General features: G+C 56.0%; 24 protein-coding genes. 15 read left to right on the forward strand and 9 right to left on the reverse strand.

Annotation, left to right across the window (positions count from 1 at the left end; all coding sequences use genetic code 11):
- Positions 1-12: 12 nt before the first annotated feature.
- Positions 13-165, reverse strand: coding sequence for a hypothetical protein (locus tag K5Q35_RS22635; protein ID WP_259650519.1), 153 nt, complete (start codon positions 163-165; stop codon positions 13-15).
- Here K5Q35_RS22635 and K5Q35_RS08140 point away from each other — a divergent pair.
- Genes K5Q35_RS08140 through K5Q35_RS08155 form a run of 4 tightly spaced genes read left to right on the forward strand, consistent with a single transcriptional unit; the run spans position 133 to position 2,235 of the window.
- The gene (locus K5Q35_RS08140; protein ID WP_259650518.1) at positions 133-681 is read left to right on the forward strand and encodes a pyridoxamine 5'-phosphate oxidase family protein; all 549 of its coding nucleotides are present in this window, start codon (positions 133-135) and stop codon (positions 679-681) included. The genes K5Q35_RS22635 and K5Q35_RS08140 overlap by 33 nt on opposite strands.
- Before the next feature lie 4 nt (positions 682-685).
- On the forward strand, positions 686-1,453 hold the full coding sequence (locus tag K5Q35_RS08145) for a pyridoxine 5'-phosphate synthase (RefSeq protein WP_220799182.1): 768 nt from the start codon (positions 686-688) through the stop codon (positions 1,451-1,453).
- Entirely contained in the window at positions 1,453-1,929 is a 477-nt protein-coding gene (locus K5Q35_RS08150) for a GNAT family N-acetyltransferase (protein ID WP_013963096.1), read from the forward strand. The genes K5Q35_RS08145 and K5Q35_RS08150 overlap by 1 nt, the downstream gene beginning before the upstream one ends.
- A 45-nt stretch (positions 1,930-1,974) precedes the next feature.
- A complete protein-coding gene (locus K5Q35_RS08155) occupies positions 1,975-2,235 on the forward strand; it encodes a hypothetical protein (protein WP_220799183.1) in 261 nt (86 codons plus the stop codon).
- 75 nt (positions 2,236-2,310) lie between these two features.
- Here the strand turns inward: K5Q35_RS08155 and K5Q35_RS08160 are convergent, their stop codons facing one another.
- The 3 genes from K5Q35_RS08160 to K5Q35_RS08170 all read right to left on the reverse strand — a co-directional run bounded on the left by K5Q35_RS08160 (position 2,311) and on the right by K5Q35_RS08170 (position 5,159).
- Positions 2,311-3,480 (reverse strand): MFS transporter, encoded by a 1,170-nt coding sequence (locus K5Q35_RS08160; RefSeq protein ID WP_220799184.1) that lies wholly within the window; start codon positions 3,478-3,480, stop codon positions 2,311-2,313.
- Positions 3,481-3,523: 43 nt separating this feature from the next.
- The gene (locus tag K5Q35_RS08165; RefSeq protein ID WP_220799185.1) at positions 3,524-4,084 is read right to left on the reverse strand and encodes a helix-turn-helix transcriptional regulator; all 561 of its coding nucleotides are present in this window, start codon (positions 4,082-4,084) and stop codon (positions 3,524-3,526) included.
- Between the two features lie 706 nt (positions 4,085-4,790).
- On the reverse strand, positions 4,791-5,159 hold the full coding sequence (locus K5Q35_RS08170) for a VOC family protein (RefSeq protein ID WP_220799186.1): 369 nt from the start codon (positions 5,157-5,159) through the stop codon (positions 4,791-4,793).
- A gap of 120 nt (positions 5,160-5,279) precedes the next feature.
- Here K5Q35_RS08170 and K5Q35_RS08175 point away from each other — a divergent pair, with 120 nt between their 5' ends.
- Genes K5Q35_RS08175 through K5Q35_RS08205 form a run of 7 tightly spaced genes read left to right on the forward strand, consistent with a single transcriptional unit; the run spans position 5,280 to position 12,175 of the window.
- Positions 5,280-6,200, forward strand: coding sequence for an SMP-30/gluconolactonase/LRE family protein (locus K5Q35_RS08175; protein ID WP_220799187.1), 921 nt, complete (start codon positions 5,280-5,282; stop codon positions 6,198-6,200).
- A gap of 18 nt (positions 6,201-6,218) precedes the next feature.
- The gene (locus K5Q35_RS08180; RefSeq protein WP_220799188.1) at positions 6,219-7,082 is read left to right on the forward strand and encodes a xanthine dehydrogenase family protein subunit M; all 864 of its coding nucleotides are present in this window, start codon (positions 6,219-6,221) and stop codon (positions 7,080-7,082) included.
- 12 nt (positions 7,083-7,094) lie between these two features.
- Entirely contained in the window at positions 7,095-7,598 is a 504-nt protein-coding gene (locus K5Q35_RS08185; protein ID WP_220799189.1) for a (2Fe-2S)-binding protein, read from the forward strand.
- Between the two features lie 21 nt (positions 7,599-7,619).
- Entirely contained in the window at positions 7,620-10,100 is a 2,481-nt protein-coding gene (locus K5Q35_RS08190; protein ID WP_220799190.1) for a xanthine dehydrogenase family protein molybdopterin-binding subunit, read from the forward strand.
- A gap of 10 nt (positions 10,101-10,110) precedes the next feature.
- Positions 10,111-11,037, forward strand: a complete 927-nt coding sequence (locus K5Q35_RS08195; protein ID WP_220799191.1) for a 3-keto-5-aminohexanoate cleavage protein — start codon at positions 10,111-10,113, stop codon at positions 11,035-11,037.
- The gene (locus K5Q35_RS08200) at positions 11,034-11,759 is read left to right on the forward strand and encodes a TetR/AcrR family transcriptional regulator (RefSeq protein WP_220799192.1); all 726 of its coding nucleotides are present in this window, start codon (positions 11,034-11,036) and stop codon (positions 11,757-11,759) included. The genes K5Q35_RS08195 and K5Q35_RS08200 overlap by 4 nt, the downstream gene beginning before the upstream one ends.
- A 14-nt stretch (positions 11,760-11,773) precedes the next feature.
- A complete protein-coding gene (locus K5Q35_RS08205) occupies positions 11,774-12,175 on the forward strand; it encodes a thioesterase family protein (RefSeq protein WP_220799193.1) in 402 nt (133 codons plus the stop codon).
- 192 nt (positions 12,176-12,367) lie between these two features.
- On the opposite strand, the gene K5Q35_RS08210 is transcribed toward K5Q35_RS08205, so the two are convergent.
- Positions 12,368-12,646: a hypothetical protein gene (locus tag K5Q35_RS08210; protein ID WP_220799194.1), complete on the reverse strand. Its 279-nt coding sequence runs from the start codon at positions 12,644-12,646 to the stop codon at positions 12,368-12,370.
- A 437-nt stretch (positions 12,647-13,083) separates the two neighbouring features.
- Between K5Q35_RS08210 and K5Q35_RS08215 the strand changes: the two genes are divergently transcribed.
- The 4 genes from K5Q35_RS08215 to K5Q35_RS08230 are packed head-to-tail and all read left to right on the forward strand — an operon-like array spanning position 13,084 to position 20,229.
- Complete coding sequence (locus K5Q35_RS08215; protein ID WP_220799195.1) at positions 13,084-17,748, forward strand: G8 domain-containing protein; 4,665 nt, start codon at positions 13,084-13,086, stop codon at positions 17,746-17,748.
- Complete coding sequence (locus K5Q35_RS08220; protein ID WP_259650496.1) at positions 17,711-18,106, forward strand: YihY/virulence factor BrkB family protein; 396 nt, start codon at positions 17,711-17,713, stop codon at positions 18,104-18,106. The genes K5Q35_RS08215 and K5Q35_RS08220 overlap by 38 nt, the downstream gene beginning before the upstream one ends.
- Positions 18,107-18,122: 16 nt before the next feature.
- Entirely contained in the window at positions 18,123-19,103 is a 981-nt protein-coding gene (locus K5Q35_RS08225) for an endonuclease/exonuclease/phosphatase family protein (RefSeq protein ID WP_220799196.1), read from the forward strand.
- Positions 19,093-20,229, forward strand: coding sequence for an AI-2E family transporter (locus tag K5Q35_RS08230; protein ID WP_220799197.1), 1,137 nt, complete (start codon positions 19,093-19,095; stop codon positions 20,227-20,229). Before K5Q35_RS08225 ends, K5Q35_RS08230 begins: the two co-directional genes overlap by 11 nt.
- Before the next feature lie 36 nt (positions 20,230-20,265).
- On the opposite strand, the gene K5Q35_RS08235 is transcribed toward K5Q35_RS08230, so the two are convergent.
- From K5Q35_RS08235 to K5Q35_RS08250, 4 genes are all read right to left on the reverse strand, one after another.
- Positions 20,266-20,673 (reverse strand): GlsB/YeaQ/YmgE family stress response membrane protein, encoded by a 408-nt coding sequence (locus tag K5Q35_RS08235; protein ID WP_013963081.1) that lies wholly within the window; start codon positions 20,671-20,673, stop codon positions 20,266-20,268.
- 120 nt (positions 20,674-20,793) lie between these two features.
- A complete protein-coding gene (locus K5Q35_RS08240) occupies positions 20,794-22,275 on the reverse strand; it encodes a glycosyltransferase family 39 protein (protein WP_220799198.1) in 1,482 nt (493 codons plus the stop codon).
- A gap of 40 nt (positions 22,276-22,315) precedes the next feature.
- A complete protein-coding gene (locus K5Q35_RS08245) occupies positions 22,316-22,654 on the reverse strand; it encodes a lipid-A-disaccharide synthase N-terminal domain-containing protein (protein ID WP_220799199.1) in 339 nt (112 codons plus the stop codon).
- Complete coding sequence (locus K5Q35_RS08250; protein WP_259650497.1) at positions 22,651-23,412, reverse strand: glycosyltransferase family 2 protein; 762 nt, start codon at positions 23,410-23,412, stop codon at positions 22,651-22,653. Before K5Q35_RS08250 ends, K5Q35_RS08245 begins: the two co-directional genes overlap by 4 nt.
- Positions 23,413-23,808 lie beyond the last annotated feature (396 nt).

Consider the following 23,808-nt stretch of genomic DNA (forward strand, 5'->3'; position numbering starts at 1 on the left):
AAGGAAATCAAACTAAAAGGCCCCGTTATGGATGACACCCTGAACGTCACAGAGAAGTCCCGCCTGCGCCGCATTCATCAGCGCGGGCACTTTGATCGCAAGACTATCAACGCCATTCTTGACGCCCAACCCATGTGCAGCGTCGGTTACATCATCGACGGACATCCGTATGTGACACCCACCTTTCAATGGCGTGAGGGAAACCGCATTTATTGGCACGGTTCCTCGGCCAGTCGTGCATTGCGCCAGTCAAAAGACGCAGAGGTCTGTTTGACGGTGTCCATTCTTGATGGCTTTGTTCTGGCCCGCTCGGGCATGCATCATTCTGCAAACACGCGCTCAGTTATGTTGTTCGGCAAGGCGCAAAAAGTCGAGGATCCGGCGGCAAAGCTGGAACATCTTCGACGTTTTGTGAACGGGCTCTTCCCCGGCCGCTATGACACTCTGCGGCCCGATCACGCACAGGACCTGAAGGCGACGATGGTGTTGGGCATGGATATCACCGAAGGAAGTGCGAAAGTCAGAACAGGTCATCCGGGGGATGAAGAAGAAGATTACGCATTGCCCATCTGGGCGGGGGTTATTCCGGTGACGACCCAGATCGGAACACCGATCCCCGATCCGCGCAATCTGGCCAGCGTGAACCTGCCCGACCATGTGCGCAACTTCCGACTGGAATGAAGCGATGACGCACTTGTCTGTGAATGTGAATGTTGCCGCACTCCTGCGCAATCGCCGCGATCATGCGTGGCCGGATATCGTCGGGCTGGCTCGCACAGCGCTTCAAGCCGGAGCTTTCGGCATCACGGTGCACCCGCGGCCCGATCAGCGCCACATCAGGCCGTCTGATGTCTGGGACCTTCGCACGATGTTGGATGCTGAATTTCCTGACCGGGAGCTCAACGTAGAAGGGTTTCCGACCTCCGATTTTCTCGCTTTGGCTCACGACGTCCGGGCGGATCAAATCACACTGGTCCCTGATGATCCTGTGCAAGCGACCAGCGACCATGGGTGGGATTTCACGGCTGAAAAGGCGTTTTTGATGCCCATCACTGCTGATTTGAAATCCAAAGGGCACCGCGTCGCTCTATTCGCAGACCCGGATGCGACGCATATGAAAGCTGCAGCCGAAACAGGGGCAGATCGTGTTGAGCTCTACACCGGACCCTATGGAAGTTCTTATGACGATCCGGTCGCTCAAACCCGCGCGCTTGACCGTCTTGAGGATGCGGCGCGTGCTGCTGCAAATGAGGGGTTGGGCATCAATGCCGGCCATGACCTGACAGTTGAGGGAACAGCCCGATTGGTTGGAAGAGTGCCGTCGATTGATGAGGTGTCGATAGGGCATGCGCTCTTTTGCGACGCGCTTTCGCATGGGATGGCAGAAACAGTACGCCGGTATTTGGTGTCCTGTGATGGGCAAATGAACCCTTCGACGAGAGACTGCAGTTGATGACCGATGGTATCGTCATTCGGGATGCAGCCGAGCAGGACTTTGATCTCTGGTGCAACCTTTGGACCCAGTACAACGCATTCTATGGGAGGGAGGGCGCGACCGCCCTTTCGGAAGAAATCACCCTGACAACGTGGCAGAGGTTTCTCAGCCCACAGACGCCAGTGCATTGTCTCGTGGCGCAGCAAGACGGCAGACTGCGGGGGCTTGCCCATTATGTGTTTCATCTCAATACAATCATGATTGACGACACATGTTACCTTCAGGATCTGTTTACAGAACCATCTTCGCGAGGGGGCGGCCTTGGGCGTAATCTGATCACCGAGGTATTCGAACGCGCAAGGCAAGCCGAAATCCACAGTGTTTACTGGCATACGCATGCGTCAAACGAGACCGCGATGCGCCTCTATGACCAAGTTGCCATAGACACCAGTTTTACAGTCTATCGAAAATCGCTCGATACAAGCGCAGTTTGAGATCATCCAGTCTGACACATCTGCTTGCTATGGAAAAAGAAAACTATGCAGACTATCGCATTGGTGGATCCTGACGATCAAGCCTGCGCCACCTTTTCTGCCTACAACGCAGTGCGCTCCGCTTGGGATTGGAAAAGCTACTTTTGCGTTATTCATCAGCACGGGCAAATCGTGGCGGGCGAACGGGGCATCATCAACAAGGGTGCTCACTCAATGCACGGCGTCAGAGTTAAACCCAACAGCGCAGCAGGGACCTTGGAAATCATTCAATCAAGGTCCCAGATGCTGCGTTCGCGGCTCGCATAGCGGGGTTGTTCCGACCTTTGGCGCAGTGTTCCGAATGTCTGTTGCGCCGAGGATGGTCGTGGCCACCTCTCGATCTCAGCCTAATCTCTCAACATCTTGTATGCGCCTTGCGACATACAATAGCGTGAGAAATCCTACGCCGTAGATCGCTGACGTTGTGAAAAGTAGCGTGCCATGACCGGATGTCTCCAGAACGGACAACAACAAGGGCGTTCCAATGAGATTTCCCAAGTTGCCTGTTTGAGCCATCACACCATAGCCAAGCGTCCGCGCATTGGTTGTATGATTGAGTTGAGCCACCGCTGCGAATGTTCCGCTTTGGATCAGACCTAAGATCGCGAAAAGCATTATTGCGTGCATCGTGGGATCAATCCATACGCCGATGGCTGCGGTTGTGCCCGCCAATAGGAAACCCGCAAACACCAGTGTTGTGGCCTTGAAACGTATCAAGGCAATCGGCAGTATGATCAGACCTGCGGCAATTCCAACCAAGGACATCGCCGTCGTGAGTTGTGGCCGCAGTTCTTCGGACAGTTGGGATGGCAAGATGGTCAGCAAGGCCAGAAACGTCAGTGTATAGAAGAGCCATCCGACACCAGGCCAAATGACCCTCGCATCTTGAAAGGCCAAGAACGCAGACATGTGTTTCGGATGCGATCCGCTGCCCGAACTGTCAGATACGTTATGCGTTCTGAGCAGAAACCAAATGAGGGTCGCCACGACAAACAGGCTGACGCCGTGAAGTTGGAGCAGCCCACTGATACCGAACTCATCTACAAAAGGGATGCCAAACCAGCCAAATGCCGCAAAAGAAACGCCAAAAAAAGTGCCCCACAGCGCCATGCTGGTCCCGCGCCACCTTTCGGAGCTGATCTCGGCCATCAAAGCTGGCGCAGTCACGACTATGCCGAGATGTGTCACACCTTCGATCACCCGTGATGCAGCCATGAGCGCAAAACTGGGATAGGTGGATTGCCAGCAAGACAGGCCACCAGCCGCTATCAGTGATGCAATAAGAACGTGTCTTAGTCCAAATCGGTTCGCCAGACTGGCTGCTGCCCCTCCAAAAATGGCACCAACAACGCTTACGAGCGTCAGTAACCATGCGATTTGATCGGTCTGTTCAGGGTACAGCGATCGAAATTCGGGAAAAATGACTGATACTTTTGCAAACTGCCCGCCCGCCAGAATACCAGCGACCCACAGCGCGATGATCAGCGCAATCTTGTTAGAAACTCCAGCCATGTGCGCAAACTACAGGTGTTTGGGCCGCTGACCCACGCATAAATTATGCAGCGTGGCTCCGACCACTGACGAGCCGTGCCGGAGTGCCGTCTGACAGGTAGACGCGTTCCCACAGGATCTGACCCGCACTGATGCTAATGTCGCGATAATTGGCTTGAGAGGTCTCAAACAATCTGGGTTCTGGCGATACCACTGACCACCAATCAGAGGAGTCCAATTCATGCTCCGCCTTCTGGATCTCCTCAGTGGCAAACTGCCAGAGCGAGATACCTAACATGTCCCTTTGTCCGACCTGCCAGTCGCGGGCGCGAACAGCAGAATAGGCGAGACAGACATGGGTTGCTTCATCGACCAGATGAACACACTCAGGAGACGTTTCGACCAAGCGGCGCAATGCTGCATCATCTGAACGATAAGGCAATAGTGTTTGGAAAACCTTGACTTGCAAATCAGCCTCTGGCGTTTGGACGCCTCTTTCCCATCTGGACACGGTCGCCTGATCAACGCCAAGCAGCTCAGCCAACCCGTCCTGCTTCAGTCGCACGGCGGTGCGCACGCGTCTCAGCCGCGTGCCAAACACTGGGAGAGCCGCCGATCCCTTCATGCAAGCGTCGCTCCACTGTCAATCACGTTTCATTCCTCCGGTTCTCTTGCAAACATACAATTCAAAGAAACATTTCCCAGCGAAATCTCTGGATGCGGAAAATTGTGCAACGCGCAGCATCCGGAATAATGGGCTCACTACCGTCACCGGAGCAAGCGCAGCATTTAGGCGCTAGGCGTAATTCGCTCGGATGAGGGCGGCCCATTTCAGACCTTGGTCGTGGTCTTCAATTGCTGCGGTTGCACCGCGCTTAGCCGACATTCGTGGCGTGCGCGTATCTAAGTGAAAGGTGAACCAACAACGTGCGGGGCCAAGCAGCCTTATGCGGATGCGGATGCGGCTGTTGCTGTCGCAGAAAACACTCGCATTTGCAGCAACGCTCAATAGGCAGTGCGGCAGATTTCACCAGACCGGTCGTCTGGTCGTTTCTGTCCGATGATCCAGCTCTTGTTCCAAGACGTTGTTTCGAGGTGGCTCTGAAAAGTTGGAAACTTGGCATGGTTGCCCTCCAATTCCCTCCCCCATACATCAGCACTAAGCTGACACTAAGATTGCATCCGCCTGCAAATGACATCCCAGTATCAACTTTGATGGTACTGCTTGGTTGATGGTTTCCAACAAGTTTTGGAAGGTAAGTGTTGTGCTGCCTCTGGTGTTGGATGAAGCTACCGCACTAGTATGAAAAGGCTGAGTTTCTTAGCTGTTCTCACTCACCTTCTCGAAAATCGACATGCAGGTGATTGCCCATAGGGTCTGTCAGGTTGAACTGCACAATATTGGTGCCGGGGACATCTCGCCGATCAAATGGAACCTCCGATGAGATCAGCTTTTGTTCGAACGCAGCCATTCCCTGTGCCCGAAATGCAAAATGTTCCAGTGAGGACGGATCGCGCGACAAAGGTTGGGTGTCCACGACCAGGTGAATGACCGGCGTGTCATTCAAATACAGCCACACGCCGGGCACCGGAAAATCGGGACGATAGCCCTGTTTTAGACCCAGGACGCTTTCATACCAACCGATCATTTTCTCTGGATCAGGCGTGCAGAGGTTCACGTGGTCAAGCGCTGTCAGCATCAAAGCCTCCTGTTTATTGCGTTAAAAGTGACCGTTAATTTATTTATTGTACGTATGTATAAAAAATGCAAGTGTTTTAAAGAGAGCGAGTCGAAATCCAAATTGGGAGGCTTCGGATACATGTCACAAACATTTTCAATCGAATGCCTGATCCCTTGTGAAAACCATCTGGGAGAAGGTCCTTTATGGGACGGCGAGACGGGTGTGCTTTATTGGGTGGACAGCACGGGTCCGCGCGTTGGCAAGGACGCGATTTGGCGGTTCGATCCCAAATCCGGCGAGGTGACATCTTGGCCGCTGCCCAAAGATGTCGGTGCCATGGCATTGCGTGAAAACGATGGGGCGGTTCTGGCCTTGTCGGACGGGTTCTACGCTTTTGATTTTGTGACGGGAGCGATCGACCTGATCGCCAGTGTCGATGACGATCCAACACGCGCCCGTCTGAATGATGGCAAATGCGACCGGATGGGCCGTTTCCTGGCGGGTGGCATGGACGACAAGGAAGAACTGGGCATTTGCGGGCTGTGGCGTCTGGACCCAGACCTTAGCCTGCACAAAGTCGAAGACGGCATCATTTGCTCAAACGGCCCCTGCTGGAGTCCGGATGATACGACATTCTATTTCGCAGATACGTTCAAGAACGAAATCTGGGCCTATGACTACGATATAGAGACAGGAACCCCCAGCAACAAACGCATCTTTGCCTCAACCGATGACGACGCAGGTTTCGCAGATGGGTCCACCGTTGATGCCGAAGGCTACCTGTGGAATGCGCAAGTCATCTCGGGGGATCTGATCCGCTATGCGCCGGATGGCAGCGTGGATCGCAAAATTTCCATGCCGGTGCGCAACATCACTTCTGTGATGTTTGGCGGACCAGACCTGATGGATATTTACATCACATCGATGGCGCGGGTCAGCCACCCTGCGACGCACGATGGTTTTGCAAAACAAACCAAGCCGCAGTTTGGCGCAGGAAGCCTTTTCCGCATTCGCGGGCTCGGGATCAAGGGTGTGCCGGAGCCGCGATTTGCCGGTTAACCAAGAAGGGGAGAAAGAGTGAAACCATCCGCATTTGAATATGAGTGTCCCACCGATCTAAAGGCCGTTCTGGCGTTCCTGGGGGACGGAACGGATACACGCATTCTGGCAGGTGGGCAGAGTCTGGTTCCGATGATGAATTACAGACTGGCCACACCAGAGCGTCTGATTGATATCAATCGTTTGCCCGACCTCGACTATATCCGTGAGGAAGACGGCGAAGTCGTGATCGGCGCGCTGGCACGTCACGGGGATATCAAAGCGTCACGCCTGATACTCAAGCATCTGCCCATCATGACCGAAGCCTATGCGTGGATCGCACACGCGGCTGTTCGCAATCGTGGGACGCTTTGCGGTAACCTGTGTCATGCGGATCCGGCCTCGGAAATGCCCGCGCTGATGCAAGTGTTGGGGGCGACCATGGTTGTGTCCAAAGCCTCTGGCGCGCGACACGTCAACGCGCGGGATTTCTTTCTGGGGACATATGAGACGGTGTTGGACGCGGATGAAATGCTGACAGAAATACGCATTCCCATACCCCAACCGGGCACAGGCTGGGGGTTTGAAGAGGTCGCTATGCGCAAGGGTGATTACGCTTGGGCCTCGGTTGCAGCAACCTTGCGCATTGTCGACGGGCGCATCACTGCGCCATGTATTGCCGTCGCCGGGTTGGGCGATCACGCCTACCGGCTTGAAGCGCAGGAAACCGCTTTGGAAGGTGAGATGCCCGACGCGGACGTCTTTGAGGCCGCCGCCAAAGCCGCCGCAGAGGCTGCCGATCCACCTGATGCAGAACATATCAGCGCCGAATACCGTCGTGATCTTTTGCGGGCCTTGCTGCCACGCGTTTTGAGCGCCGCAACACAGCGGGCAGGCCTATAGATGGAGGGGAAGATGACCAAAAAAACGATCAACCTCACAGTGAACGGACGCATGCGCGCGGCTTTCGTCGCTCCGCGCATGCTGCTGTCTGATTTCATCCGCCATGAACTGGAACTGCCCGGCACGCATGTGGGCTGCGAACATGGTGTCTGCGGGTCGTGCAACGTCATCGTCGATGGCAAGGCCGTGCGTTCCTGCCTCATGTTTGCTGTGCAAGCCGATGGATCAGAGATTACCACCGTCGAGGGTTACAGCACTGAGGGCGGATTGCACCCCATTCAGCAGGCCTTTTGGGAAGAGCACGGGTTGCAATGTGGGTTCTGTACGCCGGGCATGCTGGCCGCGGCCAAGGAACTGTTGGAGGCCAATCCCGATCCAAGCGACGAAGATATTCGCGAGGCGATTTCGGGCAATCTGTGCCGCTGCACGGGCTATGAATTCATCATCAACGCCATCCGTTCTGCCGCCAAGGCGATGCGGGATGCAGATATCAAAAACACGCTTCAGCCCGTCTGAAGCACCAACGGAGAGATCTTCATGGCATCGCATCTTGATACAAACGTAATTCCACCCAGCCGCCAACGCGAAGCACCGCGCGCGGGCCTGACATGGATCGGTCAAAGCATCAAACGGGTTGAAGACCCACGCATCTTGACGGGCAACGGCGGCTATATCGACGATTTCAAAATGCCCGGCATGGCCCATGCCGCGATGGTGTCCAGCCCGCATGCCCATGCACGCATCATCAGTATCGACACCTCCAAGGCCAAAGCGCTGCCCGGTGTGATCGGGGTTTACACCGGTGCGGACTTGGCCAGCGTGGTTGACCCTTGCCCCAGCTTTGCCTCGCCGCCGGTTCCGCAACACGCAATGGCGATAGGCAAGGTGCGCCATGTGGGCGAAGTGGTTGCCGCCGTCGTCGCGGATGATCGATACATCGCCGAAGATGCAGCGGAGTTGATTGAAGTCGAGTGGGAGATCCTGCCAGCAAATGTCGATCTGGAAGCCTCGGCGGCGGCAACCGGTGATGCTCATTTGCATCCTGACGACCGCGAAACCAATGTCGCTTTGGATGAAAGCTTTAGCTTTGGCCCGGTGGAAGAAGATTTTGCCGCCGCAGATCATATCATCAAGCGCCGTCTACGCTGGCATCGCTCGTCCGCTCAGGCGATTGAAACCAGTGGTGTCGTCGCGCATTACGACGAATTCAAAGGTGGCTATACGATCCACTGCAACTCGAACTTCTATAACTTCATCCCCTTTGTGATTGGTGGCTCGCTGCGCGTTTCGCCGGGTGAGTTGCGCATCGTGCCTGCCCTCACAGGGGGCAGCTTTGGGTCCAAGGTATTCTCGCACAAGATCATCATCCTGACGGGTGGTCTGTCGCGCCTTGCAGGTGTGCCGGTGAAATACATCGAGGACCGGCTGGAGCATTTTACGAACTCGGACAGCCACGGGTCGGACCGACTGTATGATGCCGAACTTGCGGTAGACAAGGACGGCACGTTCAAATCGCTGCGCTTTACCGTGCTTGATGACTATGGCGCTTACCTGCAATTCGGCGTCGGCACCCATGGCAATGCTATGGCACAGGTGACCGGGCCCTACACAATCGGCAGCTTTGGCATGCGCGTCGTGGCGGTGCTGACCAACAAATGTCAGCAGGGCCCTTATCGTGGGTTTGGCTCCGAGGTGACCAACTGGGTGATGGAACGCATGGTAGATGCCACCGCAGACGAGTTGGGTCGCGACCCGGTTGAGCTGCGCGAACAGAACATGATCCAGCCCGATGCGTTTCCCTACATGATCCCAACGGGCAACATCTATGACAGCGGCAACTTCCAGAAAGTACTGTCTGAGGCCAAGGAGATGTTTGATTTCGACGGCTGGCGCGCAAAGGCCAAGGCGATGCGTGCAGAGGGTCGATGTGTGGGCGTTGGTCTTGCCACCTGTATGGAGCGCAGCGTCTACGGTCCGACCGAGTGGTGGTCCCTGAACAACAAAGCCACGCCCGGCTTTACCCTGACCTCCACGCCCGAAGGCATCACAGCGCGGTTTGATCCATCGGGCAAGCTGTTCATTACGCTGAATTCTCCGATGGTCGGCAATTCGCCGGAAACCGTTGTGACGCAGATTCTTGCAGAGCGTCTGACTGTCGCCCCTGAGGACATCGTGTTCAACTACTCTGACAGCCAATCGGGCTTTAACGGAGTAGGACCGCAAGGCAGTCGCTTTACCGCCATGATCGCGGGCGCATGTGTCAGTGCGTCGATCAAGCTCGAAGAACGGCTCAAACGGTTTGGGGCGCATATGCTGCAACGCCGACCCGAAGACCTAGAGCTGCGGGATGGCATGGTGGCAGTGAAAGGCTTGAAAGATCAGGAGAAGAGTTTTGCCGAAATTGCCCTGACCTCCAGCTTTTTCCGCCTTAGCTTTCCCGATGGTGAGGAATTTGACAGTGGTCTGGAAACCACCGCTGTCTATGACCACCCGCTGTCCACCGATCCGGATGAAGACCGAAAGCACCTTGGCATTTTCTATCCCATCGTTGGGCATATCTGTCACATCGTGGCCGTCGAAGTGGACCCCGGCACTGGCAAGGTTGAGCTGCTGGACTATGCGGCGGTCCATGACAATGGCACCATCGTCAACCCGCGCACGCTGGCAGGGCAGGTCTGGGGCGGCACGGCGAATGGCATCGGCACGACGCTTAGCGAGCAATTCCACTACAATTCGGATGGTCAGTTTACCAACCCGAACTTTGCAGAATTTGCCATGCCAACCGCCAATGAAATGCCGCGCAACTTCAAGCTGGGGCACGTGGAAACCCCTTCCCCTTATACCGAATACGGCATCAAGGGAGGCGGCGAAGGCGGACGCTTGGGCGCGCCATCTGCCCTGACCAGTGCGATCGAGGATGCACTTCAGAATTACGGCGTTAGAATTGCGGCGTTGCCTGTCACACCGCCCGTTCTGCGTGGGTTGATCCGAGATGCAGAACAGGTTGCGGCCGAGTAGGAGAACGCCCATGGCAAAGCGTCGGCCCGTCATAATAACCTGCGCGATCACAGGAGCAATCCACACTCCGTCGATGTCGCCGCACCTGCCGGTGACATCTGAGGCGATTGTCAGTTCGGCAGTTGAGGCATCGCAGGCGGGGGCCGCGATACTGCACCTGCACGCGCGTGACGATGAGACGGGCAAACCTGATCAGAGCGTAGAAGGGTTTGAACGCATCGTTCCCGCTATTGCCCGGCAGACAAACGCGGTGCTCAACCTGACAACGGGCGGCAGCCCCTATATGGATGTTGAGGAACGTGTCAGACCTGCGGCGCATTTTGCGCCACAGCTTGCCTCGCTCAATATGGGATCGATGAACATGGGGCTGTTCCCGATGCTCAAACGCCACGAGGACATCACCGGATGGGAAAGGGACCATCTGGAAGGATCGCGCGATCTGGTTTTTCGAAACAGCTATAAAAATATAACCTACGTGCTTGAGACATGCCGCGAAAATGGCACGCGGTTCGAGTTTGAGTGCTATGACACGGCCCACCTCTACAACCTTGCGCATTTTGCTGATCAAGGCGCGATTGAACCGCCGTTCTTTGTCCAGACAGTGTTCGGTTTGTTGGGTGGCATTGGGGCGCATCCTGATGACATCTCTCACATGCGCCGCACGGCAGTGCGCTTGTTTGGCGATGATCTGGTCTGGTCGGCACTTGGTGCAGGTGCGCACCAGATGCGCGTGGCGGCAATGGTGGCGGCGTCTGGCGGGCATGTGCGCGTGGGATTGGAAGATTCACTTTGGTCCGCACCCGGCACTCTGGCCTGTTCAAACGCGGATCAAGTGCGCGTCGCCATATCGATTATCGAGGGTGCGGGCGCGCGCGCAGCCACACCTGATGAAGCCAGAGAGATATTAGTGCTACGCCCGCTTAAGGAGCAGACATGAACAACGACATTTCCCATGCCAGCCTGATGCTAGAGACGGCCATCGGGCAGAGCGTCGATGACGGACCGCGCAAACCGGGGCGCCCCAAAGGAGGGCGGTCGGAACAGACACGCGAACGTATCCTTGATGCCGCTGAACACCTATTTGCCGATCGCGGCTACGATGGCACGTCGATCCGCGATGTTGCGGCAAAAGCCGGATTGCAATTGCACTCTATCGGGTACCACTTTGGTCCCAAGGAATCGCTGTTTGATACGGTTGTCGGGCGTCGGGCCGAGATCATGACCCGATTGCGCAGCGATGCACTGAATGCGTCGCGCCAAAAGGCTGGCGCGCAAACTATTCCGGTGTGCGACCTCATCCGCAGCTATGTTGGCCCGTTTATCAAATCGGCCAGTCACGGTAACGAGGGATGGCGCAACTATGCAGCTCTGATGGGACGATTGGCCAATTCATCATTGGGCACCGAAATCATTGCAAAACACTACGACGAAACGGCGCGCGACTATATTGCCGAACTCAAACGGTCCTTGTCCGGCGCAGATCCCGAAGACGTCGTTGAAGGATTTTCGGCGATGGTCGCGGCGATGCTGGGAATATGTGCAGCTACGGGCCGTCCAGAACGGCTTTCAGGACGTGCCGCTCCGCGCACGCCAGAAAGCAGTTTCGAAACCCTCGTTCGTTTTCACACAGCCGGCTTTTTGGCGCTGGCGATGCCTTGATGTCAGGATATCCAATGAAACAAGACCTTCAGATTGGTCAGAGCCATACTCTGACATCGACCGTGGACGCCGCGCGCACGGCCAAAGCGCTGGCGGCACAGGGAGAGGCTTTGCCCGAGGTCTTTGCAACACCCTTCATGATTGCTGATCTCGAACGCGCATGTGCAGCTCTCTTGGGCCCCCTCTTGTCAGATGGCGAGGTGTCTGTCGGTGCACGCATCGAGGTCTCGCACACAGCACCTACACCCATTGGCGGGCAGATATCGGCCACAGCAACATTTACGGAGCAGGTTGGCGCGCTTTACTGGTTCGATGTCGTTGCCGCGGATGCAGCAGGACAGATTGGAAAGGGCCGGATCGCCCGGGCCATCGTTGATCGCGCAAGGTTGATGACAACAGCCGCGCGCCGCGCATGACGGACAAAGAGATGCTGCGCGCCCTGTAAAAAAAGGCGCTTTGGCTGGCTTGTTGGATTGTCCATCATGCGACCCACTTGCGCGAACCGGATGAGGTTACGGTCGACGGATATCAGGCGTTGTCTGCCTCGATGGTGTCAATAATGACAGCGCTATAATTTTCAGTACTGCGGTCTGACGGCCGGATCGCGGTCAAGCACCATGGGGGCGCACGAGGTGCGGGACGTGCTGAACCCTCGGGTCAGTCCCGACAAAGAGCAGCAGGTCCACCGGATGATCATGACTGGCGCGCTCGCCTAAATCGGGTTGCTGGCTCTTCCTTTCGGTCCGGCCATCGCTCCGATAATCTATTTCTGCACCGTGGCATCCATGATTGTTGCCTAAATCGCGGGGCGGTTTCTGCCCATAGACTTCTTGCAACGCGCTCTTTCGACATTGTGAATGTACCGCGCCGCTGATCTCGTCGCCCATGCCGCTTCCTTGTCGGGCGACGACCCTCTGGCGATGTTGCTGGATGGAAAATAGTGTCAAAACCCAAAAGCCCATCGGTCTTGTTTAGCAGAAGGTCTTGGGGATATGTCCGTCAATCCCGAACCGATAGAACAGGTTTCCCTGCGCTTCCAGCCGGACAGCCATCGCCTGATCCCCCCCCCCATAATTTTTGGCGACTGGATCACTGTTTTCGGCCCCGATCAAGGGTAGCGTTCTTCACCTCAATCGAGGGTTTCAGGTCGCGACCGATGGGGCTTAGCAGTGGGAGAATTACGTTGCCTTCTTTGTAGAATTGCGTTCTGAATGGTTAACGTAGGTTGCACTGCTTGGCATACTTTGGTGCTGGTTCCTTCGAACACAGACGATCACGTGCAAATAATCTAAAAATAAGTCAACGATTTGAGAGGTTGCGCCCAATGCCCAGTAAATCTGACGATGTCATTGCGTATCTTGCGGGTGGAGCTGGGCCATGGCCTGCCAACGGGTCACCAGCTAGCCTGTATAGGGCTTTGGAGCAGGCCTCAGCGGCTGGCGAGACAGCCGATACGGACGGTGATGGGTTTGCGCTTCAGATCAATCTTGTCGATACGGCCACAGGCGATGTTCTGGGACAGCTATCGGATTTTGGAACGATAGGTCGCGGTGCATTTGAGGAGCACGGCTTTGAACTGCAAGTCCAGGCAGTGGGTCCGCGCGCGGCTTTTGCGGAGAACATTCAGGTTCGTGTCGCGCAGTTAGTGGCGAATGGGGAACCGGCCGAAACACGCCAATTTGAAATTGGGGATACGATCCCGTTTTCGACTTTTCAGGACGGAAGTGCTCTCGATGAAAGCGTCTACCGGATTAGCGCTGAAGGGGCGGCGCGCGGTGGGAGAGAGGCGTGGTCAGAAGAGGTTCACTTTAGTGTCGTTGCGGATCTTGCACCTTATCTCGAAGGGGATGCCGAACCTGCCGCGCGCGACGTCGTCAATCAGTTGGCAACTTTGCGCAATGACGAAATCGCGGATTACGGTCCCGCAGACGCCCGACCAGAGACGCTGGACCTTGATGGTGATGGCGTCGCGATGGAAATCCGTGTGCGCGACGCACGCACCGGTGAGCAGGTCACGGCCGTCAGCGATTTTTCCGTCATAGACGTCAGCATGTTTCAAAGTGGGCGATTTATACTTGAAGTGGCAGAAGCCGGGCGCGCGGGAAGCGAGGTCGAGTTTGACCGCTTTGTCTTTGAACGGATCAACAAGAACGAGGTTATTACAGAGACCGAATTTAAAATTTTTCGACACCGCAACGAAGTGAATATGACTTACTTCGAAGATGATGGAGCCCTTGACGAGGGGCTTTACCGGATCCGGTTTGAAGGGTTGGCGGACAACGAAATCATCGGCCGTGAAGTCGTTACCTTTGCGGTGGTCGGAGATCTGGCAGAGCACGTTCCCGAAGACGGTCCACAAAGTGAGCTGATCGCGAATTTGCAGGTGCTGCGCGATGAGGCCGTGCGTGGGGCTGACGACGATGGCGGAAAGGGTGGCCACCCCCATGACAGCACTGATTTTGTCATTGAGAATAACAACGCGTTTCTGATGGCGATGGGCGAAGGAAGCCGTATCGAAATCCACGCGGCCGATGCGGCAAAAGACAGCTGGAGCAACCTTGCGCGCACCGCCGAGGCCGGATCGAAACGCCTGACGGTGGAAGAGCAGACCGGTTGGGAAATCGGCGATCAGATCGCGATCACATCATCCGATTATGAATATGAGCAAGACGAGACGTTTACCATTACGGATGTCTCGCTCGATGGTCTGACCTTCACACTCGATAACCCCTTGGCGTATATGCACTACGGCGAGACGGAGACCGAAGACAACGGCCTCAACGGCGCGGATTTCCGGGAATGGGTGATCGACGAACGCGCGCAGGTCGCACTGCTCAGCCGCAACGTCAAAATCCAAGGCGACGAGGATGCGCACATAGACGGCTATGGGGGTCACAGCATGGTCATGCGCGGCGCTGAGATGCATATCTCCGGCGCTGAATTCGCCAACATGGGGCAGGAAGGGATACTCGGGAAGTACCCCCTTCACTGGCATCTGCTGGGGGAAACGGGCGCCGGACAATACATCGCGAACAGCTCGATCCATCATTCCTTCAACAAGGGCCTCACGGTGCACGGCACCAGCCACACTGTGGTATCTGACAACGTCGTCTTCGACACGATTGGTCACGGGTATTTTCTGGAGGACGGTTCGGAAACCGGCAACCTTTTCCAAGGCAACATCGCGTTTGGCCAGCATATGGCCTCCGAGGACGACGCGATAATCCAGTCGGATATTCTGAACGTGTCCAGCTTTTGGATCACGAACCCGAACAATGATTTCGTCGGGAACGTTGCGGGTGGCAGTGCAGACGGCGGTTTTTGGTATGCTGTGGGCAGTGAGTTCACGGGCGCCTCGACGGGCAATGCGTTGTTCGACGACCTCACCAAACCGAATGTTTCTGAAGCCGGGTTGTTTGTAGATAACAACGCCCACTCAAGTTTCTCTGCCCTGTTTCGAACGAAGAACCCGGATCAGGAATTCTATGGCTGGCACAACAGCACTTATGAACTTGAGATTGATGGCTTCAACGCTTTTCGCAATTTCAATTGGACCGCGGATTTGGGCAAGGACGAGGGCTATACCCAGTTTTTCAACTCGACGTTCGGTGCAGCGATCGAGGGGCTGAACTTTCAGGAAAACACGTCGATCCATGGGTCGCTGTCCTATGCAACCAGTGGCAACATTGGGAACCCAAACAGCGCTGCTGAAATCGCAGCAGGCCGGTCCTTTGCCGATGATGATGCGAAACCGAGCGATGGGCTTCTGGGGCTTGCGTTTTATTCGGGCACTTTCCACCTGACCGATAGCCATTTTGCGAATTTCGATGGCGACGCGCACATCGCACTCAGTTCCAGCCGAGGGACCGGCATTACAAACTATGTCAATGGGATCACGACAGACGAGGGCTTTGTTGCGGCCGAGGACATCGACTTTCCGGTCACCAGAGGGTTTCGGTTTTCGCGCGGGATCTACGATGAAGACGGGAGCCTTTCCGGGATTGAGGGCGCTTGGCTCACCGATGGCGCCTTAGCCTCAAATGCAAGTGCCAAGTCCTATATCCATCCCGACTTTGACGCGCACGTTATTACGGATGCCCGGCTGGCCATCTTGGCCGAGGCAGGGTCGGTGGGCAATGACGGTCCCGCCAGTATCATACGCTTTGAGGCGGTTGATGGTCCTCGCACAGACGGTGATGCGGGGAATGGCACCCGCAACCAGATTGCGGTGATGGGTGATGGCAACGACTACGTCTATGTCTATGATTTCGGTGACCGCGCACTTGAGGACAATCAGAACAAAATTTCTTTCGATGCGGGAATTGCGGGCGAATACGTTTTTATCGAAAGTCCGAACGCAAGCGAAAACCATGCTGTGCAAGGCGCGATCCGCGTTGGTTCTATGGATCAGCTGAAGGTGTCGCCGGTCAAAGCGTACTATTACGAAGACGGGCGTATCTTCACCAAACTTCACATCGGAGATGGTACACGGTCAGACGATGCCCCGAACCGACTTAACTATGTCGTGCGTGACGTGCCCGACGATATCACGCGCGTGCCCGATGTCCCTTATACGCCTTTGAAATACAGCGCCGCAGAGTTGCTAAGTTTCTTGCCCGACACGACACGGCCTGAGTTGAGTGATGTGCAGGATCGCACAGCCCATGATCTTGAGGGGATGGACCTTGCGACCTCGGATACCGTCGACATCCGCGCCAGCGATGCACGCTGGTCAGATGAAAATACGTGGAGCGATGGCGTTCCGGATACGGATAGCATCATAATTATTGGAGAAGGTGAACGATTGATCCTTGATCAGGATGTTATCGTCAAGGCGATCCTCATTCAGGGTGGTGAACTGATTGTCGAAGACCTGCAGGATCTGTCGCTGTCGGCCGATTGGATACTTGTCAATGATGGCGGGCTGTTTCAGGTCGGAACAGAGGAGCATCCGCACGTCCACGCCTTTGATCTCACGCTTGAGGGGGATGACCCGACCAATGATATTGATGTCGGCGCGCTGCTGCGCGGGGAGGTCGCGGAAGTTGTATTTTTGGCTGACGAAGTTCTTGCGGGCACCGATGCGTCCGAGACCATCAACGGTGGTCCGAATGATGATGTGATCAATGCGCTTGGCGGCGATGATCGAGGCAACGGTGGCGACGGTGACGACACGATCCTGGCGGGTTGGGGCGATGATCGTTTTTGGGGGGGCGTGGGCGATGACCGCCTTTTTGGCAATACTGGCAATGATTTTCTGTCGGGCCAAGACGGTGCGGACTGGATTTCAGGCGGTAGGGGCAATGACGAGGTGCTCGGCGGTGTCGGAGACGACCGCCTTTTTGGCAACTCTGGCAATGATTTTCTGTCGGGCCAAGCTGGCGGGGACTGGATTTCCGGTGGTCAGGGCAATGACCAGATGCGCGGTGGTGCCGGGAACGACCAGCTTATTGGCGGCGAGGGCGACGATAAGATTGAGGCCGGGAACGGGCACGACATACTGCGGGGCGGTATCGGTAATGACCGACTTTACGGAGGCCTCGGCGATGACAGGCTTTATGGCAGTGACGGAGATGACGTTCTGCAGGGCGGCCTTGGATTGGACTATCTGAACGGTGGCGCTGGAGAGGACACCTTTGTTTTCGCGTCCGCGACGTCTTCTATCGTGGGTGCTGTAGATGTGATCGACGGAATAGACGGTGTTGGCGTGGACGGGGGCGATCTGATCGACCTGCGGGAGATCGATGCGGATGGAAGGGCGTCAGGCGACCAATTCTTCGCGTTTCTTGGCGTGCAAACTTACGAGTATGGCATGGCTTTTGGCACCAGCGGGCTCTGGGTGATGGATTTTGGCGATCAAACCCGCCTGTTCGGAAATATCGAAGGTCCTGGCTCGGAGGGTAATGACAATCTGGTGTTTTCCCTTCGCATAAATGATGGCGCGTCGGTGGATGCGGCTGATTACACTGTCGATGACTTCATTTTGTAAGACTTACGCGGGGATTGCGGTGCTGTACCGCTATGCGCCATCTCGGGATGCCGCCGAATGGAAATGGGCATCTGTGGGTGCTGTTGTGGGATGCCTGATGTGGATCGTGGCCTCCGCCGGATTTGCGTTTTATGTAAGCAACTTCGGGTCATACAACGAGAGTTTTGGCACTCTGGCAGGCGTGATTGTTTTGCTCATGTGGTTCTGGATTTCGGCGTTCATCATTTTACTGGGCGCGGAACTGAACGCAGAACTTGAGGCCCAGACGCGGGTCGATACGACGCAGGGACACGACGAACCGATGGGCGAGCGGGACGCAGAGAAGGCGGATAAGTTGGGCGAGGCTGTGGGTACATGAACACTGGAAATTGCGCATGCTGAACGCCCTCTTTTGGATTGTAGCCCTTGTCGTGCTTCTCACAACCGCGCTGCCCTTTACCAATAGTGTGACGTGGTGGGTGCGCATGTGGGAATTTCCGCGTGTGCACATAGCATGTGTAGCGCTTGCTGTGATGATTGGCTGCTTGCCCTTCGCGGTGTCCTATAAGGTACCCATGCTCGCCATAATGGGCGTCGTCTTGGTCTATCAAGCGGCGCAGATTTTCCCCTACACCGCCCTTGCCAAAACCGAGGTTGATCTGGTCACCGCACCCGCCTCAGTACGCCCGGTTTCGATGCTGTCGGTAAATGTGCTGATGGAGAATGAGCGGTACGATGACCTTAGGGTCATCTTGGATCGTGAGGATCCGGATGTGCTGCTGTTGATGGAAACAGATCAGGCTTGGGCTGACGCGCTCAACGGTCGTCTGGATCGCTACACGACAGTCAAATCCCACATTGCGGATGATCACTATGGTATGATTTTCGCGACACGACTTGATCCGGTCAGTGTCGAGTTCCTTTGGCCCGATGCCGACGACACACCGGCCCTCAAAGCGGTGCTGCGTGCGCCGGATGGCACGGCGTTCAACTTTATCGGCTTGCATCCGCGCCCACCCGTACCGGGGAATACCACTGCGGTCAGGGACAAGCAGATCAAGAACGCGGCGCTGATGACCTCCTCATCTGACCGGCCCACTGTTTGTATGGGCGATTTCAACGATGTGGCATGGTCATGGACGACCAAGCGGTTCAAACGCTACGGCGGTTTTGTCGAGCCGCGCGTGGGGCGCGGGATGTACGCGAGCTTTCATGCTGAACACCCATTGATCCGCCTGCCCATTGATCAAGTCTTTTTGACTGAGGACGTCAATCTGGTGTCCTTTAATCGGCTGGAAGGCTTTGGTTCTGACCATTTCCCAATGGCGGTCACCGTCTATTTTGACGAGATCGAAGGGTCCGGGAATGACGGATGAAAGCGACACTTCAAGAAACGGTGATGCCGTGCCTGCTGCAGCATCGAAACGGTTGGAACTCGCGGCGATTGGCATATTCTGCATATTGCTTTTGCAGACTTTGGTGTGGGCCAGTGACTTTCTGATACCCGTTACGGCCGCGTTCCTGGGCTATTTCGTACTGAACAGGCCCCGTCGCTGGCTCGCGAAAGCTGGCGTTGCGCCCGCGGTTTCAGCAGGATTGTTTACGGCGATTCTGGCGGCATTTATCGTGGTGCTGCTTGTACAGCTCAGTGCGCCTGCCGCGCAGTTTATCGAAGACCTTCCGTCGCTGATGGAGCAGATCAAGGAGAAGCTATCGGCTTCGGGCGGAACGCTGGAAGCGATAAATGATGCAACCGTCGCAGCAGAGGAAATCATCGCGGATCAGGGGGCGGAAACAGTCGCGGTCGAGGTGGTTTCGAATACGGGCGTTGCTGCAACGATTTTCAGCATGGCGCCGGGCTTTCTCAGCCGCATCCTTTTCGCGCTGATCCTGCTCTTCTTTCTTGTGGCGTCCGGCGACATGTTCCTGAGCAAAGCCGTGCAGAGTTTTGAGCGTTTCAGCGACAAACGGCGGGCTGTCGAGGTACTTCATGCGATTGAAGACAGGCTGGGTTACTATCTGGGCGGTATAACGATCATCAATGCAGGTCTTGGTATTGCAGTTGCGATCGCGATGAGCCTTTGGAACCTACCAGGTGCGGTGTTGCTTGGGTTCATGGCGTTCGGGCTCAACTTTGTACCCTTTCTGGGCGGTCTTGCCGGTGCGACCATTGCTGCAGCTATTGCATTTGTCAGCCTTGAGGGGACATGGGCGGCCGCGGGCGTGTTCGGAACGTATATTCTGCTGACCTCCATCGAAGGTCAGTTCATCACGCCCGTCGTGATTTCGCGCCGGATGCGCCTGAACACAACTGTCGTGTTTCTGTCGGTGGCATTCTTTGCGTGGATCTGGTCCGTCATGGGGATGGTCGTGGCGCTGCCGATCCTGATTGTCCTAAAGATAGCCTGCGACGAAACCCAATCCTTGCAGACCTTGGCGCGGTTTTTGGGAGATGTAGATAATGGCAACATTCGCAAAAAGGCCGATACTACTGAAGAGTAGGCAGGCAAAAGGGCGTTTCACCTGCCTTTCTCAAACTTAGACGAGACCGCGCACCAAGCGGACAACATATATCAGCACACACGCGCCCGCTGCGGCGACAATCAATTGTCCAATCCAGCCGCCGAGTGTCGTGCCGATGATGGCAAACAGCAGCGTCTCATCCGGTGTCGTGAAGATCACAGCTATTCCCTGGACGTTTTCCTTTCCGTAATCGCAAGCGGGTCTGGTGGGACCAATGCGAGGGTATTTACGGCTAGCGTCAGAGATTTCTTCGATTTGGTGATGCACAATAGCTTGCTTAAGTCGCGCGAGCAGCACCTTGCCGTGATCGAGGTTCAGTCCCAAATCCCTTTGATACTGGCCGGGCGGACTAAGCCGTTGAAGTTCTTGCGTTCGCTTCTCTCCCGTCTTAGCCGTCGCTCCCACGATAATCCGAACGTCCATGTCAGCCCCTAGCGATCAAAAAAATCCTCTAGTTTAGACGAACACCCTCAGGTTTTGCCCACTCCGCTCCTAATCCGCAGACTCTGACTAATGGAGGTACAGTGACATGTACCGATGCACTCAGTCGGACAGTTCACGCACTGATGCATAGAAATGTACATAGGGATCATCACGGGACAGGATTTGCAGATCCGTAATGAAAGGGCGCAAAATGGCCAGATCCTCACTCCGGCATAGGCCTTCCAGTGCAGAGGATGTCGTGCCGCTGCGGAACACGGACGGAAGATCGTGTACATCTCTGATCTGCACGAAGACTTGACCGCTGGACCCGTAGTAAGAGATGTTTCCGGGCGAAAACCGTTCTTTCTTGTGCCAGTTGCAGACGAACATACGGCGTTCTGTGTCCAGTGTTTTGGCCACTGACGAAAGAACCTCGATCTGTTTCGCAACATAGCTCTCGCGCATCAGTTCCAGCTCCGAGGGCGGTTTGGTTGGACCGCCACTGAACAGGGACACCAGCAGGATGGTCAGTATCCTCGCCTGCATCGACCAGGAAAAGGCGAGGATCGCGCCGGCCAGCATGACGGCGGTCATCGTCGTGAAAAGCAGCGTGTAGCGATGGGAGATGAACCCATCCGAAAAAGAGATGCCAACCGCATAGAAGAGCATAACCAATGGGATCGGCAGCAGGTCGTACCTGCGCAGGCGATACGGCAGCCAGAAGGCGGCAATGAGGCCGAACAGGCGCACAGCCCCCTCTGCGCCAAACATGTGGCTCAGCACTTCGCGAAGGTCGCGGACCTGTCCACTGGCACTGGAGGGGGCAAGCCGCCCCACGATCTCGCGGCCGACAGCCTGTTGCAGGGCCGTGCTGCCGTGCTGGATGAATTGCAAAAGATTCCATGAAGATACAAGAACAAGCGCCAGCGCGAGGCTCGCCAGAAAGTGCCTGTTACTGATGAATGTCCGAAACCGGTGCCCGTGCCAACGACCAGTCAGGCCCAGTGACACGAGGTAGATCGTAGCAAACCCGAAAGCGATGGGCGCTTTTTGTAACGCCCCGAGCCCGATGGAGAGGGCAACCGCGTACCACCAAAGCGGCGCGCGCAATGCAAGGTGGATCGTCGCAAATGTCATCGTGAGAAAGAACAACGATCCCACGTCCAGAAGCGCCATCGTCGCGGCCCCCCAGAACCGGTCGGAGCTCGCAACGAAAAGCACCGTCACCGGGACTGTCCATGGCACCTTTGGAAAGAGGGCAAAGGCAAACAGACCGGCGCCGATCAGCGTGAGCCCGCCGAACATGAAGGAAGGCGCCCGCAGGGCAATCGTCAGATCGACACCCTGCTCGATCAGCCAACCGCTCATCCAGTATTGCAACGGCGGCTTGTTGAAGTTGACCTCATGCGCTGTGTAAGTGTTCCACCAGTCATTCTGGGCTGCAAAGGACGTCGACCGGTCCAGCGTCAGGAATTCATCGTAGTGGCTGATGGCCCCAAGTCCCAGCATGGAGACATGAAAGCCCATGACCCAGATGATCAGAAAGAACGTGGCGATCAGGGGCAGGCGATACGGGTTGGAAGGCATTGCGACATCACTCACGGCTGGCACTCCCGATCAGAAAATCCGCAGGCGCCGGTGTTCAAGAGCCGTCACCGGTGCTGGCAGACAGCGCCGCGGCTTTGCGATGACTGCGGATCAGGAACAGGTTCCTTATATAGATAAACATGCCCAGCGACTGGCCCATGATAAACACAGGATCACCCCGGTAGATCGCGTAGCTGAGCAGGATCATCGCGCCGCCCATCGAAAAATACCAGAAAGCAACCGGAATGACCGATTGCTTGGCGCGTTCAGACACGATCCATTGCACGAGAAACCGCATCATGAACAGAAACTGCCCACCAAAACCGATCATGATCCAGATGGCTTCCGCGCGGGAGTCCACCCCCAGAAAGGTGCTGATCGTTTGCAGTATCATGACGTTTCATCCTCCGGTCGGACGGTTTTGGCGCGTTTGATCAGCCAGGCGACACCAAGCAGATCCCATACGCCCACAGCGGCGCGCCCGATATTGGTGTATTTCGACTGACCGGACTGTCTTGGGGCGTGGCTGACATCCACATGAACGATCCTCCATCCCTGCGCCTTGAACAGCGCGGGAAGGTAGCGGTGCATGTGATTGAAATAGGGCAGCGCCAGAAAGGTCTCCCGCCTGAACCCCTTCATGCCACATCCGGCGTCGCGCGTTCCGTCCTTGAGCATCCAACCGCGCAGTGTATTCGCAAACCGTGACGCGAGTTTTTTTGCCTGTGTATCCTGACGCCCGACGCGCTGACCTGCAACAAGGCCGATTTTCTGACCGGGATCGTCCAGCAGGGGCCTCCAAAGCAAAGGCAGATCAGAGGGTGGGTTTTGACCGTCCCCGTCAAGCGTGACACAAACGGCGGCCCGGGCGGCGGTGACGCCCGAATGAACGGCCGCGCTTTGTCCGCCGGCAACCGTGTGACGCAGGATGCGCAATTGTGTCGCTGTCTGTCGGGCATGGACAAGGCGGGCGAGGGTCTGGTCCGTTGACCCATCGTCCACCACCACGATTTCAAAGGCATCAAGTGACTGCGCGGCAGAACAAATTTCGTGGATAAGCTTGGCCGCGGCACCCTCTTCGTTGTGCATGGGAACGACAATCGACACCTGCGGCATCAGGTCGGAAACGCCCTGTAATTTTTCACTGACCATGGCTTTTTGAGGACCTTTTTTCTGGAGCTTCTGACACTGATAACCTTATAAAGTCAATCAAGGGCGTTACGTAAAAACCGGTATTGGTCGGTCTTGGCGATCAAAGTGCCCCTTCGGTTCAAAAGGCGGCATGCGGGTTCTGTCGCAAACCTTTTGAGGATTGAGCAAGGCCATTCAGTTGACACACTTTTCCTGCGAGCGCCTTGAATGGTTGAAAAGCGGAGTCTCCTCAACCGGCAAGTTCGCTTTTTCGGATCATTAGGGTGGTTTCAATCCCGGCCTCCGGCTGGTCCGGCAAAGTGGCTGTAGCGGGTTCCTAAAGAGCCAGCGCAACAAAGGAAACACCGTCGAGGTTTGGCAGGACCAACTTGCCCTCCGCGCCAAGCGGCGCCATTC

The sequence above is a fragment of the Roseobacter sp. OBYS 0001 genome (assembly GCF_019654895.1).
GTDB classification, from domain to species: Bacteria; Pseudomonadota; Alphaproteobacteria; order Rhodobacterales; family Rhodobacteraceae; genus Roseobacter; species Roseobacter litoralis.

Excerpts from the sequence above, each read along its gene's own strand:
- K5Q35_RS08215 (WP_220799195.1), top strand. The coding sequence starts at position 13,084 with ATGCCCAGTAAATCTGACGATGTCATTGCGTATCTTGCGGGTGGAGCT.
- K5Q35_RS08175 (WP_220799187.1), top strand. The coding sequence starts at position 5,280 with ATGTCACAAACATTTTCAATCGAATGCCTGATCCCTTGTGAAAACCAT.
- K5Q35_RS08250 (WP_259650497.1), bottom strand. The coding sequence starts at position 23,412 with ATGGTCAGTGAAAAATTACAGGGCGTTTCCGACCTGATGCCGCAGGTG.
- K5Q35_RS08230 (WP_220799197.1), top strand. The coding sequence starts at position 19,093 with ATGACGGATGAAAGCGACACTTCAAGAAACGGTGATGCCGTGCCTGCT.
- K5Q35_RS08160 (WP_220799184.1), bottom strand. The coding sequence starts at position 3,480 with ATGGCTGGAGTTTCTAACAAGATTGCGCTGATCATCGCGCTGTGGGTC.
- K5Q35_RS08210 (WP_220799194.1), bottom strand. The coding sequence starts at position 12,646 with ATGGGCGACGAGATCAGCGGCGCGGTACATTCACAATGTCGAAAGAGC.
- K5Q35_RS08205 (WP_220799193.1), top strand. The coding sequence starts at position 11,774 with ATGAAACAAGACCTTCAGATTGGTCAGAGCCATACTCTGACATCGACC.
- K5Q35_RS08150 (WP_013963096.1), top strand. The coding sequence starts at position 1,453 with ATGACCGATGGTATCGTCATTCGGGATGCAGCCGAGCAGGACTTTGAT.
- K5Q35_RS08185 (WP_220799189.1), top strand. The coding sequence starts at position 7,095 with ATGACCAAAAAAACGATCAACCTCACAGTGAACGGACGCATGCGCGCG.
- K5Q35_RS08165 (WP_220799185.1), bottom strand. The coding sequence starts at position 4,084 with ATGAAGGGATCGGCGGCTCTCCCAGTGTTTGGCACGCGGCTGAGACGC.
- K5Q35_RS08190 (WP_220799190.1), top strand. The coding sequence starts at position 7,620 with ATGGCATCGCATCTTGATACAAACGTAATTCCACCCAGCCGCCAACGC.
- K5Q35_RS08170 (WP_220799186.1), bottom strand. The coding sequence starts at position 5,159 with ATGCTGACAGCGCTTGACCACGTGAACCTCTGCACGCCTGATCCAGAG.
- K5Q35_RS08140 (WP_259650518.1), top strand. The coding sequence starts at position 133 with ATGTGCAGCGTCGGTTACATCATCGACGGACATCCGTATGTGACACCC.
- K5Q35_RS08155 (WP_220799183.1), top strand. The coding sequence starts at position 1,975 with ATGCAGACTATCGCATTGGTGGATCCTGACGATCAAGCCTGCGCCACC.
- K5Q35_RS22635 (WP_259650519.1), bottom strand. The coding sequence starts at position 165 with ATGTCCGTCGATGATGTAACCGACGCTGCACATGGGTTGGGCGTCAAG.
- K5Q35_RS08235 (WP_013963081.1), bottom strand. The coding sequence starts at position 20,673 with ATGGACGTTCGGATTATCGTGGGAGCGACGGCTAAGACGGGAGAGAAG.
- K5Q35_RS08245 (WP_220799199.1), bottom strand. The coding sequence starts at position 22,654 with ATGATACTGCAAACGATCAGCACCTTTCTGGGGGTGGACTCCCGCGCG.
- K5Q35_RS08145 (WP_220799182.1), top strand. The coding sequence starts at position 686 with ATGACGCACTTGTCTGTGAATGTGAATGTTGCCGCACTCCTGCGCAAT.
- K5Q35_RS08220 (WP_259650496.1), top strand. The coding sequence starts at position 17,711 with ATGCGGCTGATTACACTGTCGATGACTTCATTTTGTAAGACTTACGCG.
- K5Q35_RS08195 (WP_220799191.1), top strand. The coding sequence starts at position 10,111 with ATGGCAAAGCGTCGGCCCGTCATAATAACCTGCGCGATCACAGGAGCA.
- K5Q35_RS08225 (WP_220799196.1), top strand. The coding sequence starts at position 18,123 with ATGCTGAACGCCCTCTTTTGGATTGTAGCCCTTGTCGTGCTTCTCACA.
- K5Q35_RS08200 (WP_220799192.1), top strand. The coding sequence starts at position 11,034 with ATGAACAACGACATTTCCCATGCCAGCCTGATGCTAGAGACGGCCATC.